General features: G+C 71.8%; 15 protein-coding genes. 8 read left to right on the top strand and 7 right to left on the bottom strand.

All coding sequences use genetic code 11. The annotated features are described in order from the left end of the window. Both VGW35_10395 and VGW35_10390 read right to left on the bottom strand, forming a co-directional pair. The coding region (locus VGW35_10395) for a hypothetical protein (GenBank protein HEV8308067.1) at positions 1–303 on the bottom strand (303 nt) is incomplete at its 3' end. A gap of 40 nt (positions 304–343) precedes the next feature. Further along, positions 344–2,194 (bottom strand): amidohydrolase, encoded by a 1,851-nt coding sequence (locus VGW35_10390; GenBank protein HEV8308066.1) that lies wholly within the window; start codon positions 2,192–2,194, stop codon positions 344–346. A 117-nt stretch (positions 2,195–2,311) separates the two neighbouring features. On the opposite strand from VGW35_10390, the gene VGW35_10385 reads away from it, so the two are divergent. The 6 genes from VGW35_10385 to VGW35_10360 all read left to right on the top strand — a co-directional run bounded on the left by VGW35_10385 (position 2,312) and on the right by VGW35_10360 (position 6,037). Beyond that, a complete protein-coding gene (locus tag VGW35_10385) occupies positions 2,312–3,214 on the top strand; it encodes an NAD(P)-dependent oxidoreductase (protein HEV8308065.1) in 903 nt (300 codons plus the stop codon). A gap of 80 nt (positions 3,215–3,294) precedes the next feature. Then, a complete protein-coding gene (gene nthA, locus VGW35_10380) occupies positions 3,295–3,972 on the top strand; it encodes a nitrile hydratase subunit alpha (protein ID HEV8308064.1) in 678 nt (225 codons plus the stop codon). Then, positions 3,969–4,634, top strand: a complete 666-nt coding sequence (gene nthB / locus VGW35_10375) for a nitrile hydratase subunit beta (protein ID HEV8308063.1) — start codon at positions 3,969–3,971, stop codon at positions 4,632–4,634. Before nthA ends, nthB begins: the two co-directional genes overlap by 4 nt. Beyond that, positions 4,612–4,986: a nitrile hydratase accessory protein gene (locus VGW35_10370; GenBank protein HEV8308062.1), complete on the top strand. Its 375-nt coding sequence runs from the start codon at positions 4,612–4,614 to the stop codon at positions 4,984–4,986. The genes nthB and VGW35_10370 overlap by 23 nt, the downstream gene beginning before the upstream one ends. 12 nt (positions 4,987–4,998) lie before the next feature. Further along, positions 4,999–5,664, top strand: a complete 666-nt coding sequence (locus VGW35_10365; GenBank protein HEV8308061.1) for an FMN-binding negative transcriptional regulator — start codon at positions 4,999–5,001, stop codon at positions 5,662–5,664. 25 nt (positions 5,665–5,689) lie between these two features. Beyond that, complete coding sequence (locus VGW35_10360) at positions 5,690–6,037, top strand: cupin domain-containing protein (protein HEV8308060.1); 348 nt, start codon at positions 5,690–5,692, stop codon at positions 6,035–6,037. A gap of 8 nt (positions 6,038–6,045) precedes the next feature. Here VGW35_10360 and VGW35_10355 read toward each other — a convergent pair whose 3' ends face one another. From VGW35_10355 to VGW35_10335, 5 genes are all read right to left on the bottom strand, one after another. Next, positions 6,046–7,317 carry a [Fe-S]-binding protein gene (locus VGW35_10355; protein ID HEV8308059.1) on the bottom strand — a complete coding sequence of 424 codons (1,272 nt, stop codon included), beginning with the start codon at positions 7,315–7,317 and terminating at the stop codon, positions 6,046–6,048. A gap of 10 nt (positions 7,318–7,327) precedes the next feature. Next, positions 7,328–7,897 carry a thiamine pyrophosphate-dependent enzyme gene (locus VGW35_10350; protein ID HEV8308058.1) on the bottom strand — a complete coding sequence of 190 codons (570 nt, stop codon included), beginning with the start codon at positions 7,895–7,897 and terminating at the stop codon, positions 7,328–7,330. Beyond that, positions 7,894–8,409, bottom strand: coding sequence for a decarboxylase (locus tag VGW35_10345; protein ID HEV8308057.1), 516 nt, complete (start codon positions 8,407–8,409; stop codon positions 7,894–7,896). Before VGW35_10345 ends, VGW35_10350 begins: the two co-directional genes overlap by 4 nt. A gap of 125 nt (positions 8,410–8,534) precedes the next feature. Next, entirely contained in the window at positions 8,535–9,062 is a 528-nt protein-coding gene (locus VGW35_10340; GenBank protein HEV8308056.1) for a hypothetical protein, read from the bottom strand. 80 nt (positions 9,063–9,142) lie between these two features. After that, entirely contained in the window at positions 9,143–9,631 is a 489-nt protein-coding gene (locus VGW35_10335) for a hypothetical protein (protein ID HEV8308055.1), read from the bottom strand. 156 nt (positions 9,632–9,787) lie between these two features. On the opposite strand from VGW35_10335, the gene VGW35_10330 reads away from it, so the two are divergent. Beyond that, a complete protein-coding gene (locus VGW35_10330; protein ID HEV8308054.1) occupies positions 9,788–11,266 on the top strand; it encodes a magnesium chelatase in 1,479 nt (492 codons plus the stop codon). 4 nt (positions 11,267–11,270) lie between these two features. Further along, positions 11,271–13,235: a VWA domain-containing protein gene (locus VGW35_10325; GenBank protein ID HEV8308053.1), complete on the top strand. Its 1,965-nt coding sequence runs from the start codon at positions 11,271–11,273 to the stop codon at positions 13,233–13,235. Positions 13,236–13,379: the final 144 nt, after the last annotated feature.

The raw sequence follows: 13,379 nt of genomic DNA, 5'->3' as shown, positions 1-13,379 counted from the left end.
CTCACCGGTCGGGAAGTTCGGACGGCCCCCGCGCCGGCCGGTCCGGGAGGTGGCGTTCGCGGACCGCTGGGGCCAGGCATTCGGCGGAGCTCGGGGAGCCGACCCCCCTACCCGGTGAATCCGGGGGCGCGCGCCGCGGCTCCACAGCGTCAGGTAGTGGGCCCGATCGACGACGTTGATGGAATCGACCTGGAGCCCGCCCACGTCCTCGACGAACCGGACCAGCCGCCGGGGTGTCAGGGGGCGCGCCCGCGGCCGGCCGAGATGCTGCCGCTCGAGGAAGAGGGCGGCGACCGCCCGCAACGGAAAGCTTGGGGGTGGCCTGTGCCGTCGAGAGCGCCGCTCACCCGGCTGGCTCGACGCAGTGGCAGCCCCCCTCGGCGGCGAAGCCCCGCGCCTCGCGCTGGGGCGGCAGCAACGCGCGCGAGGGCCGGCCGTCGTGGACGATCCGGCCGCCGACCACGGTGAGGAGCACCTTCGCGTCCCGCACCTCGGCCGGGGTGGCCGCCAGAGGATCGACCGACAGCGCCACCAGGTCGGCGAGCTTCCCGACCTCGATCGTGCCTTTGAGTTCCTCCTCGAAGGCCGCGTAAGCGCTCCCTCGAGTGTACCAGCCGAGGGCATCCGTCATCGGAATTGCCCACTGCGGCCCCTGGACGCCCGCGAGCTGCGTCTCGCGCGTCACCGAGCTCCAGAGCCCGAGGAGCGGCTGGTAGGGCGTGACCGGCGAGTCGGAGCCGCCGCCGACGGGGAGCCCGCTGTCCAGGTAGGCCTTCAAGGGCTCGCAGTCTGCTGCCCGGCCGGGTCCCCAGTAGCGGACGAATCCCGCCGCCAGCGCGTACATCAACGGCTGCTGGGCCGTGATGACCAGGTCCATCTGCTTCGCCCGGGCGAAGTGCTCCGGACGCGCCAGCATCATGTGGATCAGCGTCCAGCGCCGGCCGCGGAGCGGGCTCTGGGCATGAACGCCCGCGTAGGCCTCGAGCACCTGGTCGATGCCCGCATCGCCGACGCAGTGCACTCCCATCTGCCAGCCGAGCCGGCTCGCGAGGAGGCAGACCGCCTGCATGTTCTCGAGGCTCGCATGAGGTTTGCCCCTCGGGTCCGACGGATCGTCGGCATGGGCGAAGGGCTCCCGCAGGTAGCTCGTCTCCACCCCGCCGTCCGCGGTGAACTTGATCCCGCCGAGCCGGAGCCACTGGTCGCCGAAGCCGGTGGTGAAGGCGAGGCCACGGATCGTGCCGAGCGCGCGGTCCAGGTCGGCCCTGGTCGTCCCGGGGAAGACGCGGAGCATGGCGGTGGTGCGCACGGTCAGCTCCCCGTTCGCCCAGAGTGGCTGAAAGGCCGCCAGGTCGGCCGGCTCGAGTCCCGGCTCGATCACACTGGTGATGCCGGCCGCGTGGTAGGCTTTGATCGCCGCACGCAGGGCCGTTGCCTCCTGCTCCGGAGTCGGCGGCGGCAGGAGGGCGGCGATCCGCCGGAAGGCCGGGAATCCGATGATGTGACCGGTGAGGTCGCCCGTGGTGGTATCCCGCACGTAGGTCCCGCCCGGTGGGTTCGCGGTGTCCCTGGTGATGCCGGCGCGGCTCAGGGCGAGGCTGTTCACGACGCGATTGTGGCCGCCGCGCGGGATGTAGACGGGGTGATTCGGCGCCACCCGGTCCAGCTCGGCGCGCGTGGGGAAGCGCTGCTCGGCGAGCTGGCTCTCGTGCCAGCGGCTCGAGGCCACCACCCACTCGCTGGCCGGCGTCATCGCGGCGCGGGCCTGAATGGCGGCCAGCACGTCGGCCAGACGCTTCGCTTCCGAAAGGTCCACGGCGAAGAAGTTGAGGCCGGTCGCCCGGAGATGGTTGTGGGAATCGTAGAAGCCCGGCAGCACGGTCAGCCCGCCGAGGTCGTGCTGAACCGTCCCGGCGCGGGCCAGCGCGCGGATCGACGCGGTGTCCCCGACCGCCAGGATCCGTCCGTGCTTGACGGCGATGGCTTCGGCGAGGCGGCCGGCAGTGTCGAGCGTGCGGACGCGGGCGTTGAGCAGCACCATGTCCGGGACGTCGCCCGGGTGGACCGCGGGGAGCGCGGCAGCCATCGCCTCCCGCCCGCGCCGCCCGATCGGCAGCTCCGCCAGCTCGGCCAGCGGGAGCGCCGCCACCACGGCCCCAGCCGCCCGCAGGAACTCGCGCCTCAGCCTGTCCATGTCCGACCTCCTTTGGCCGGTCTACTCGGCGAGCCACCCGCGTCGACCCCTCTGGTGGGTCTTCATGGGAGGCTCCTCCGTATTAGGATGGGAGCATTCTGGACCCAGGAGGCAGCCGTGAGCAACCGAGTCGGCTTCATCGGGCTGGGCACCATGGGGCTCCCCATGGTCACCAATCTCACCAAGGCGGGGCACGCGGTGGTGGCCTATGACGTGAGCGCGGCGGCGCAGGCAGCCGCCCGCGGGCTCGCTGGGGTCGAGGCGGTCGCCTCGCCGAAGGCCGTGGCCGAGCACTCCGCCGCGCTCTTCACCTGCCTGCCGAACGACGACGTCGTCCGCCGCGTGTACCTCGGGCCCGACGGCATCGCCGCCGGCGGCCGGCCCGGGCTCGTCACCGGCGACTGCTCGACGGTGAGTCCGGAGGCGACGCTCGAGGTCCACCGCGCGCTGGCGGCGCACGGCATCGCCCACCTGGACACGCCGATGCTCGGCTCTCAGCCTCAGGCCGTCGCCGGCGAGATCTTCTTCATCGTAGGGGGCGACCCGGCCCCCCTCGGCCGGATCGAGCCCTACCTGACGGCGATGGGCAAGCTCCATCTCCACGTGGGCCCGATCGGCACCGGCAACCGCATCAAGCTGATGCACAACGGGCTGGCCGCCGTCATCGCGGTCGCGGTCGCCGAGGCGCTCGGGACCTGCGTGAAGGCCGGCGTGGACCCGTCCGTGCTCTACGAGGTCGTCCGCAAGGGGGGCGGGATGGCCTACGGCACCTACTGGGAGCGGCGGGCCAAGCGGGTGGTCGACGGCGAGTTCGCTCCCACCTTCATGCTCCAGCACATGGTGAAGGACGCCCGGCTCGCGCTCGAGCACGCGCGGTCGGCCGAGGTGCCCACGCCGCTCCTCGCGGAGACCCTGCACACCTACGAGGAGGCGCTGGCCGACGGCTGGGGCGCCCAGGATTTCTCCGCCGTCAGCCACGTCATCGAGAAGCGCATCGGCCGGCGGCTCTCGGGGAACTGACCCGGGGAGTCGGGGGGCGTGGTCCACCCCTCTTGGCCCGGCCATCCAGGAGGGGTTACCATGCGGCCAGGGAGAGACGAATGAGCGGACACGAGCACGGTCACGAACCCGGCGGCCACGGGCACACCCACGATCCGAGCCACCCCCACAATGCGCCGCTGACGGAGGTCCAGCTCCGGGTGAAGGCGCTGGAGTCGCTCCTCACCGAGAAGGGGCTGGTGGACCCGGCGGCGCTCGACGAGCTGATCGACACCTACGAGACCCGGGTCGGCCCCCGGAACGGGGCGAAGGTCGTGGCCCGCGCCTGGATTGACCCCGAGTTCAAGCGGCGGCTCCTCGAGAACGCGACGGAAGCGATCGCCGAGATGGGCTTCATCGGACGCCAGGGCGAGGACATGGTGGCGCTCGAGAACACGCCGAGGGTCCACAACCTGGTCGTGTGCACCCTCTGCTCGTGTTACCCCTGGCCGGTCCTCGGGCTGCCGCCTGTCTGGTACAAGTCCTCGCCCTACCGCTCCCGGGCGGTGATCGACCCCCGCGGCGTCCTTCGCGAGTTCGACGTCGAGCTGCCGGACGACGTCGAGGTGCGCGTGTGGGACTCGACGGCGGAGCTCCGCTACCTGGTGCTGCCCGAACGCCCGCCGGGAACGGAGGGGATGAGCGAAGAGGAGCTGGCCGCCCTGGTGACCCGCGACGCGATGATCGGCGCCGCGACCGTCAAGGCGCCCGGGCCGCGTCGGGCGGAGACCCCACGATGAACGGCGTCCACGACATGGGCGGCATGCACGGCTTCGGCCCGGTGGCCCACGAGGAGAACGAGCCCGTCTTCCACGCGGACTGGGAGCGGCGGACCTTCGCCCTCACCCTCGCGATGGGCGTCTTCCGGAAGTGGAACCTCGACCGGTCGCGCTTCGCGCGAGAGCAGATGCCACCCGACGAGTACCTGGCCGCCACCTACTACGAGCGGTGGCTGTGGGGCCTCCGAGAGCTCCTCGTCGAGCACGGCTTCGTCACCCGCGAGGAGCTCGAGCGGCGCGAGGTGCGGGCGCCCCGAGACGCCCGGCCGAGACCGGAGGCGCTGCGCCCGGCCGACCTGCCGCGGATGCTGCGGAACCGGCGCGCGGCCCGTCTGGACGATCCGGTCCCGCCGAAGTTCAAGCCGGGCGACCGCGTGGTGGCCCGGAACGTCCATCCGCTCGGCCACACCCGGCTCCCGCGCTACGTCCGGGGCCGGCAGGGTCTGATCGACCGTGACCACGGCGTCTTCATCTTCCCCGACACCCACGCGCTCGGCCAGGGCAAGAAGCCCCAGCACGTCTACAGCGTCCGCTTCACCGCACGCGAGCTGTGGGGCCTGGAGGCCTCCCCGCGCGACAGCGTCTACGTGGACCTCTGGGATGACTACCTCGACCCCGCCTGACGCCCGGCGCGCGCCGGACCTTCCCGCCCTCCCCCGGGACGAGGCGGGCCCCGTCTTCAGGGCGCCCTGGGAGGCCCAGGCCTTCGCCATGGCCGTGAGCCTCCACGAGGCCGGCCATTTCACCTGGGCTGAGTGGGCCGAGCGCCTCGCCGCCGAGATCAAACGGGCTCAGGCCCACGGCGACCCCGACCTCGGCCTGACCTACTACGAGCACTGGCTCGCGGCCCTCGAGCGGATCGTGGCCGAGAAGGGCCTCGTGTCGGCCGAGGCTCTCGCCCACCGCAAGACCGAGTGGGAACAGGCCGCGCGCGAGACCCCGCCCGGCCGGCCGATCGAGCTTCCCCGCGGGTAGCCCGCCCGCCGCATGTACGTCCCGAAGCACTTCGAGGTCTCCGACCGCGCCTGGTGCCACGCCTTGATCCGGGCCGAGCCGTTCGCCACGCTGGTGGGCGCGGATGACGCCGGCACCGCTTTCGCGACCCACCTTCCCTTCCTGCTCGACGCCGAGCGCGGCCCGCTCGGCACGCTGATCGGCCACGTCGCGCGGGCCAACCCGCAGTGGCGGTACTTCCGTCCCGGCCAGCCGGTCTTCGTGATCTTCCAGGGTCCGCACGCCTACGTCTCGCCCGCATGGTACGAGGCGCACCCGAGCGTGCCGACCTGGAACTACGTCGCCGTGCACGCCTACGGCGTGCCCGCCGTCTTCGAGGATCCGGCCCGGGTGAAGGCGCTGCTGGCGGCCCTCGTCCGCACCTTCGAGGCCGGGCACCCGGATCCCTGGCGGTTCGAGTCGCTGGCCGACGACTACGTGGACGGCATGCTGCGGGGCATCGTGGCGTTCGAGATTCCGATCGATCGGCTGGAGGGCAAAGCCAAGCTCAGCCAGAATCGGAGTGCCGCCGACCGGGCCCGGGTCGGCGCCGCGCTCGAGGCCGCCAGTGACCCCCTGGCCCGGGCGGTGGCGGCGCTGATGGGCCCAGGACGAACCAGCTCAGCCACGACGATGGGGGCGCCGGTCGACGATCAGTAGGTCGCGGCGCGCAGGAGGGGGCGCGATGGGCATCTATCGGCTGTACACCGGCAGCGACGGAGAATCGCACGTCGAAGAGCTGAGGCTGAGCGAGGGGCTGGCGTCACTCACGCCGGCGGCGGGGATCCAGTTCCGCGAATCACCCGCCGGCAACTTCCTCGACTGGCATCCGGCGCCGCGGCGTCAGTGGGTGATCATCCTGTCCGGCGAGCTCGAGATCGGCCTGGGAGATGGGAGCCGGAGGCGATTCGGGCCGGGGGACGCCCGCCTGGTGGAAGACACCACGGGACACGGGCATACGACCCGCGTCGTCGGCTCTGAGCCGTGCGTGATGGCATACGTCCCGCTCGAGGGCGCCCACCGGTCGGGCTGAGACTTCGCTCAGAAGGGCGCGAGGGCGCCGTCGGGGTCGAAGGCGGGCGGCGCCGGATCGCCGAGTCGGGTCAGGTCGGTCCGCCCGGCCAGATCGGGCAGGAAGGCCTCGGAGACCTCCACCTCGCCGAGTCGCAGCGTGTTCTTGATCCGCACGACCCGGGCCTCATCAGGCCGCTCGAGGCCGAGGCAGGCCAGCGCGACGCCGATCGCGTCGCGGGCGGTGTCGAGGACCGGCGGCAGCTTGGGGCCGCGCGGTGAGCAGGCGGTGAGCGCGTTCACGTAAGTGGGCTGCCAGTCGATCTTGTCCGCCAGCCGCCGGGTGGTGAAGTCGGCGAGCCCGATCCCGTTGGCGTTCCCGTACGTATGCGGCGTGAGGTCACAGGCCACGATGAACGTGACCTGCGGGCTCGTGAAGGGCCGCTCGAAGAACGTGGCGTGCCGCCCGATGACGTTGGTGTCCATCCCGGTGCCCGAGATCTCCTTGCCGATCTCGTCGACGATCAGGAGGTCGATCGCGTCGAACGGGAGCTTCGCCATCCAGGCCTTCGCCTTCCGGAGGAGCTCCCGCTCGCCCGCCTCGAGGTCGCCCGGCCGGAAGGCCTCGACCAGCGCCGTCTCGTCGTAGCCGTTCTCGACGATCCCGAGGCCGAAGGCGATGCGGGCCGAGCGGAGCATCTCGCGACCGAGGGCGACGATCATCGTCTCGTAGCCCAGGCGGATGTTCGCGCGGTGGGCCTGGATGGCGCCCCGCTGCTTCCCCATTCCGATCGTCATCATCTTGAGAAGGCCGGAGCCGATCTCGCCGGTGAACCCGGTGTGGGGCTTGACCCGGTTGATGACGCCGATCCAGTCCGCCTCCGCCGCATGGCGGTCGAGCCAGATGGGGAGGCCCAGGACCTCGCCCACCTGGACGACGTCCATGGTGGCCTTGATGGGGCAGCCCATGGCCGCCTCGGTCACACCGTAGTGCTCGAGGACCGCGCGCTGGCCCTCGGGGGTGGCGCCGCCGTGGCTCCCCATGGCCGGGATGATGAAGGGCCGGGCCCCCAGTCCGGTCAGGTGCTCCACGGTGGCTCGGGTGATGACGTCGATGTTCACCACGCCGCGGCTCCCGACGGTCAGCGCCACGGTCTGGCCCGGGGTGACCGGCAGCGCCACGCTCGCCAGAGCCGCGCGCACCGCCCCCGTCACGTCGTGGAGCATCGGGCCTCCAAACTGCTGCTTGACGCGGACCATCCGGGGGAGGCGGGACGCGCGCGGGACGCCGGTGAGGTTCATGGCGCCCGTTCTACCCGGCCGGAAGGGCGGCCAGCGCCTTCACGAAGCGGAGCTTGTAGCCGACGACGTCGCGATCGAGCCGCCCCTCGGCCCGGCCTTTCTCCACCTTCACGTTGACGACGAACGGCCCCTCGTCGGCGAGGATCCGGTCGTAGGCACGCCCGAGCTCGGCCTCGTCCCGGGGCTCCAGCACGTGCTCGATCCCGGCCCCCCGGGCCATGGCGGCCAGGTCGGACCGGAAGGCGGTCGCGGTCGGCTGGCCGCCCGTCGTCATGTGGACCTCGTTGTCCCAGATCACCAGCGCGTAGTTCCGGGGGCGGAGCGTGGCGATCGTGCAGAGGGAGCCGAGATTCATCAGGAGCGACCCGTCGCCGTCGAGGCAGATCACCCGCACGTCGGGCCGGGCCAGGGCGATCCCGAGCCCGATCGACGAGCACTGGCCCATGGCGCCGAACGTGTAGCAGTTGAGCGGCCGGTCGCCGAGCCGCTGGAGGTCGAGCGTCGCCTGGCCCAGGTTCGAGACCACCACTTCATGGGTGAGGCGCTCGGCGAGGAGGCGCGTGGCCGTCGCGCGGTTCATCCGAGCTTCCCTCCCGTCAGCTCGGGCGGCAGCAGGAAGGCCACCGGCAGCGAGCGCGTGTAGGCGAGCTTGATCAGCCCGTCGGCCTGCGCCTCGAGGTCGGCGATGCTGCGGGGCATGACGTGGCGGATGTCGAGGGCGTCGAGGATCCGCTCGGTGGCCTGGCCGACCGGGACCTGGGCCGGGTTGAACTCGCTGAGGTCGCCGCGGTGGCTGATCACCAGCACCACCGGGACCTGGCTCGCCACGTTGAGCGAGCCGAGGGTGTTGACGCAGTTCCCGAGCCCGCTGTTCTGCATGAGCAGCGCCCCGCGGCGCCCCGCCAGGTAGGCGCCCGACAGGAGCCCGAGCCCCTCCTCCTCCCGGCAGGTCGTGACCACGGTGCACTCGGGGTCGGCCCAGAGGTGCTCCAGGGCCTGGCTGACGATGTAGTCGGGGACGGTCGCGAAGAGCCGGATGTCGTTCCGGCGGAGGACGTCCGCCACGTGCTTCGACCAGCTCGGATCGGCCATGGCCGCTCTCCTCGTGTCAGTGGGGCACGGGCCTGCGCTCGCACCTCCACCATACCGCACTTCCCCGGCGCCGTGCAGTATGATGGAAGCTCGCCGTGCTCGGCGAAAGCCGGGCGCGACGCCGATCAGCTCCGGGTGTACGTCCAGGCGAAGGTCAGGCGGCTCCGGTCGAGTCTCGCGCCGAGGGGCTGCATCGCGATCACGACCCGCTCCGTCGGGTTGACCACGATCTGGGCGAACGGGAACGTCTGGAGCGGGATGGCGCCGGTCGACGGCACCACCCGCACGCTGAACTGCTGGGTCTGGAGGACCGCGCCGGTGGCGGCGAGCCGCCGGACGGTGATGCGGAGCGTGGGCGGGAGCGAGCTGCCGGGGAAGATGCGCACGAACTGGCCGCTGAACTGGATCCGGCCGGGGACTAGCCCGGACCGGGTCGGGTACGACAGCTCCATCACTGGCAAGGTGACGCCGTTCGGGATGTCAGGCACCGCCTCGAAGACGATGGGGTCTGCACCGACCAGGAGCGCGAATGCGGCAAGGACATTGCCGCGCGTCAGGATCGATGCCGTTTTCTCCTCGCACCCAAACCCCGAAAGCAAGACCCACGCGAGCACCGCGATGAGCACTGGACGCCACTGGTTTTGGGTACGCATGGTGATTCCTCCTCGGGCCCGTGGACCCGATCGTGGACGTACTCCTGGGCTGGCTGCCGGACGGCTCCGAAGCGCGCGCCTCATGTCCGGGTGTACTTCCATGCGAAGCGGACAGCGGCATTGTCGAGGTTCCGTCCGATCGGCTTGATCGAGATGGTGAGCCGCTCGCCGGGGTCGACGATCAGAGAGGCGAACGGGAACGTCTGGAGCGGGATGGCGCCGGTCGACGTGATGCGCAGGCTGTACTGCCGAGTCTGGATCAGCGAACCGTTCGTCCGCAGATGCCGCAGGATGACCTGGAGCGTCGGCGGGATCGCTCCGCCCGTGAGCCGGGTGAACTGGCCACTGAACCGGATCGTCCCGGGCCTGGCGAATGTCTGAAAGAGGTACTTGAGCGTGATCAGCCGCTGCTCCACGCCGCTCGCGATGTTGGGGAGCGGCAGCTCCGTGGCCTCCTCGGAGCCGGGCGGTGCCGCCGCTGACCACGCCTGGCTGCCGCCGAGCCCGAGGAGCAGCACGGGGAGCAGAACCGCTGTGATCACCGGATACCACTCGCGCCCTCGACGCATGGTGGGCCCTCCTTTTTCGGTGCTGCGGGTTCCGTTGGGTGCCCCAGCCCGGGGCTGGGTGGGCGGCACGTTACCTGAATTTTCAGCGGCCGGCAAGGGGAACGCGGCCGCAGGCGCGTGAAGGTCCTTCCGGGTAAGATGGGGGAGGAACCTGCGATGCCCGACGCCTCGAAGCCTCGCACGCTGGGTGAGCTGCGCCGGTCCGGGTACCGGCCGCAGACGGTGCGTCAGGAGGTCCACGCCAACCTGGTGCGCGCGCTCGAGGCGGGAGAGGTTCTGTTCCCGGGTATCATCGGCTACCAGGACACGGTGATCCCGGAGCTCGCCCACGCGCTCCTGGCCGGGCAGAACGTCATCGTCCTCGGCGAGCGGGGCCAGGCGAAGTCCCGGCTCCTCCGCGCCATGGTCTCACTGCTGGACCCGGAGATCCCGGTGGTGGCGGGCAGCGAGCTGAACGACAGCCCGTTCGCGCCCGTCAGCCCGGCGGCCATGAGGCGGCTCAGCGAGGAGGGCGACGCGCTGCTGATCGACTGGCTCCCGCGCGACCTCCGCTATGCGGAGAAGCTGGCCACGCCGGACGTCGCGATGGCCGACCTGATCGGCGACGTCGACCCCATCAAGGTCGCCGAGGGCCGCTACCTCTCGGACGAGCTGACGATCCACTACGGCCTGATCCCGCGCACGAACCGCGGCATCTTCTGCGTCAACGAGCTGCCGGACCTGGCCGAGCGGATCCAGGTCGGCCTGTTCAACCTGATGGAAGAGCGGGACATCCAGATCAAGGGCTACCGGATCCGGCTGCCGCTCGACCTCCTGATCTTCGCCACGGCCAACCCCGAGGACTACACGAATCGGGGCCGCATCATCACGCCGCTGAAGGACCGGTTCGGGGCCCAGGTGCGGACGCACTACCCCCCGACCCCCCGGGACGAGCTGGCCATCATCGCGCAGGAGCGCACCCGCTTCGCCGACGCCGAGAAGCGCGTGGTGATGCCGGAGTACATGGCGGAGATCGTGGCCGAGCTCTCCACGCTCGCGCGCCAGAGCGCGGAGATCAACCAGCGGTCGGGCGTCAGCGTCCGGGTGAGCATCGCCAACTACGAGACGCTGATGAGCGCGGCCCTCCGCCGCGCGCTGCGCCTCGGGGAGAAGACCGCGGCGCCCCGGATCACCGATCTCCCGGCGATCGCGGCCTCCATGCGCGGCAAGATCGAGCTGGAGTCGGTCGAGGAAGGACGGGAGGGCGCCGTCATCGAGGAGCTCATCAAGCGCGCGGTCGCGGCCGTCTTCGGGCGGCGGGTGGGCAGCGCCCCGACCGGAGACCTCCAGGGGCTGGTGGCGGCCTTCGACGGGGGACTGACCGTCACGGCGGGCTCCACGGTGCCGGCCGCCGAGTACGTCCGCCTCCGGGACACCATGAAGCCGCTCCGGGCGGCGGTCGAGCGGCTGGGGAGCGGCGGCTCGCCGGCCGAGACGGCGGCGGCCGTCGAGTTCCTGCTGGAAGGCCTCCACCTGAACCGCCGCCTGAACCGCGAGCAGACGGGCGGCCACTACGCCTACCGGCGCGCCGTGGCCACCCGCGAGGCGGAGGAGCCAGGCTGGCGGCCGCGGCGCGAGCGGCGGCGGGAAGACTGAGCCGGTGATCCAGTTCAGGTACACCCGGTGGGACGGCACCCAGGAGCCGTTCGCGCCCGACGCCGATCAACTGCTCGACGCGCTCGCCGAGAGCCTGTTCGAGCACGGCGATCTGATGCGCGCCCTCCAGGACCTCTTCCGGCGGGGCCTCCAGGGCCAGCCGGGCCAGCGGCTGCCCGGGCTCCGCGATCTCATGCGGCAGCTCCAGCAGCGCCGCCAGCGGCGCCTGGACCGCTACGACCTCGGCTCGGTCATGGACGACCTCCGCCGGCGCCTCGACCGTGTCCTCGAGCTCGAGTGGGCGGGCCTGGAGCGAGCCGCCGGCGAGCCCGAGCTCCGCGAGCGAGTCGAGACCGCCCGGCAGACGCTCACGACACTCCCGCGGAGTCTCGGCGGCGCCGTGCGGACTCTCGCCCGGCACGACTTCCTCGACCCCCTCGCCCGCCAGGAGTTCCAGGAGCTCCTCGACCTGCTGCGACGGCAGATGGCCGGGCAGGTCTCCCGGGAAGCCGCCGAGTCGCTCCGCGGCATGACCGCGGGGCAGCAGCAGGAGCTGCGCGAGATGCTCCGGGCGCTCAACCGGATGCTCCGCGAGCGCCAGCAGGGCGGCACGCCCGATTTCGCGGGCTTCATGCAGCGGTTCGGCCACTTCTTCGGGCCGACCCCCCCGCGGAGCCTCGACGAGCTCCTGGCCGAGATGCAGCGCCAGATGGCGCGGATGCAGTCGCTCATGGCGGGTCTCACCCCCGAGCAGCGCGAGGAGCTCATGCGGGCGCTCACGGACTCGCTCGACCCCGAGACGATCCGGGAGATGGCGGAGCTCGGGGCGCTGATGGAGGCGCTCCAGCCGCCCTCGGAGCTGGCCCGGGAGTACCGGTTCCGCGGGGCCGAGGGGCTGGACCTCGACGAGGCGATGCGGATGATGGGGGAGCTCCAGGAGCTCGACGGCCTCGAGCGGGCCCTCCAGCAGGCGGACCGCAGCGGCGACCTCGAGCGGCTCGACCCCGGCCGACTGCGGGACCTGCTCGGCCCGGAGGCGGAGCGGGTTCTCCGGGAGCTCCGGGAGGTCGCGCAGAAGCTCGAGGAGCGGGGCTACGCCACGCGGGTCGGCGACCGCTGGGAGCTCACGCCGCGCACCATCCGCCGGCTCGGCGAGAAGGCCCTCGGCGAGGTGTTCGGCCGGCTCGGCCGCGCGCGCGTGGGCGGCCATCGCATCGCCCCCGCCGGGCGCGGCGGGGAGCCGACCGGCGACACCAAGCCCTACGAGCCCGGGGAGCCCTTCGACCTGAACCTGGCCCGGTCGCTCATGAACGCCCTGGCCCGCCGCGGCCCCGGCACCCCCGTCCAGCTCGAGCTCGCCGACTTCGAGGTGGACCGCTTCGAGGCCTCGATCAGCGCGGCGACGGCGCTCCTGCTCGACCAGTCGAGCTCGATGTTCCACCAGGGCCGGTGGCCGTCGGCCAAGAAGGTCGCCATGGCGCTCCAGGCCCTCATCCACGGCCAGTTCCCCCGCGACCGGCTCTTCGTCATCGGCTTCTCCGACTATGCCGTCGAGATCGCGGCGGGCGAGCTGCCGGCGACCGAGCCCAACATGTGGCGCCAGGGCACCAACATGCACCACGCGCTCCTGCTCGCCCGGCGGATCCTGGCCCGGGAGCACGCCGGCACGCGCCAGATCATCATGGTGACCGACGGCGATCCCACCGCGCACCTGGAGGAGGGCGAGGCGCACTTCAGCTATCCGCCCACGCGGCGGACGCTGGCGGTGACGCTCCGGGAGGTCCGCCGCTGCACGGCGGCCGGCATCCGGATCAACACGTTCATGCTGGACCGGACGCCCTACCTCATCCAGTTCGTGGACTACGTGTCGCGCATCAACCGGGGCCGCGCCTTCTTCGCCGAGCCGGGCCGCCTCGGCGACTACGTGCTGGTGGACTACGTGGCGAACCGCCGCCGCCGGGTCTCCTGACCGTGTGTCGGGGTAACCCGGCGCCGACCGCCGAGTACCTGGTGCATCGAGGAGCGCTCCGAGCGGCGGCTTCGCCGCCGCCACGACGGGGGGGCATGGGGGGGTCTTCCGAGGGTAACAATATACTTGACTAACCCCGCCCGC

Source organism: Candidatus Methylomirabilota bacterium (assembly GCA_036005065.1).
GTDB lineage: Bacteria > Methylomirabilota > Methylomirabilia > Rokubacteriales > DASRDR01 > DASYQW01.
The sequence above is the reverse complement of the archived record's forward strand: the minus strand, read 5'-3'. Positions and strand labels throughout refer to the sequence as shown.

Bases quoted from the DNA above. Each gene is read 5' to 3' on its own strand.
- VGW35_10390 (HEV8308066.1), bottom strand. From the start codon at position 2,194: ATGGACAGGCTGAGGCGCGAGTTCCTGCGGGCGGCTGGGGCCGTGGTG.
- nthA (HEV8308064.1), top strand. From the start codon at position 3,295: ATGAGCGGACACGAGCACGGTCACGAACCCGGCGGCCACGGGCACACC.
- nthB (HEV8308063.1), top strand. From the start codon at position 3,969: ATGAACGGCGTCCACGACATGGGCGGCATGCACGGCTTCGGCCCGGTG.
- VGW35_10370 (HEV8308062.1), top strand. From the start codon at position 4,612: ATGACTACCTCGACCCCGCCTGACGCCCGGCGCGCGCCGGACCTTCCC.
- VGW35_10365 (HEV8308061.1), top strand. From the start codon at position 4,999: ATGTACGTCCCGAAGCACTTCGAGGTCTCCGACCGCGCCTGGTGCCAC.
- VGW35_10360 (HEV8308060.1), top strand. From the start codon at position 5,690: ATGGGCATCTATCGGCTGTACACCGGCAGCGACGGAGAATCGCACGTC.
- VGW35_10355 (HEV8308059.1), bottom strand. From the start codon at position 7,317: ATGAACCTCACCGGCGTCCCGCGCGCGTCCCGCCTCCCCCGGATGGTC.
- VGW35_10350 (HEV8308058.1), bottom strand. From the start codon at position 7,897: ATGAACCGCGCGACGGCCACGCGCCTCCTCGCCGAGCGCCTCACCCAT.
- VGW35_10345 (HEV8308057.1), bottom strand. From the start codon at position 8,409: ATGGCCGATCCGAGCTGGTCGAAGCACGTGGCGGACGTCCTCCGCCGG.
- VGW35_10340 (HEV8308056.1), bottom strand. From the start codon at position 9,062: ATGCGTACCCAAAACCAGTGGCGTCCAGTGCTCATCGCGGTGCTCGCG.
- VGW35_10335 (HEV8308055.1), bottom strand. From the start codon at position 9,631: ATGCGTCGAGGGCGCGAGTGGTATCCGGTGATCACAGCGGTTCTGCTC.
- VGW35_10330 (HEV8308054.1), top strand. From the start codon at position 9,788: ATGCCCGACGCCTCGAAGCCTCGCACGCTGGGTGAGCTGCGCCGGTCC.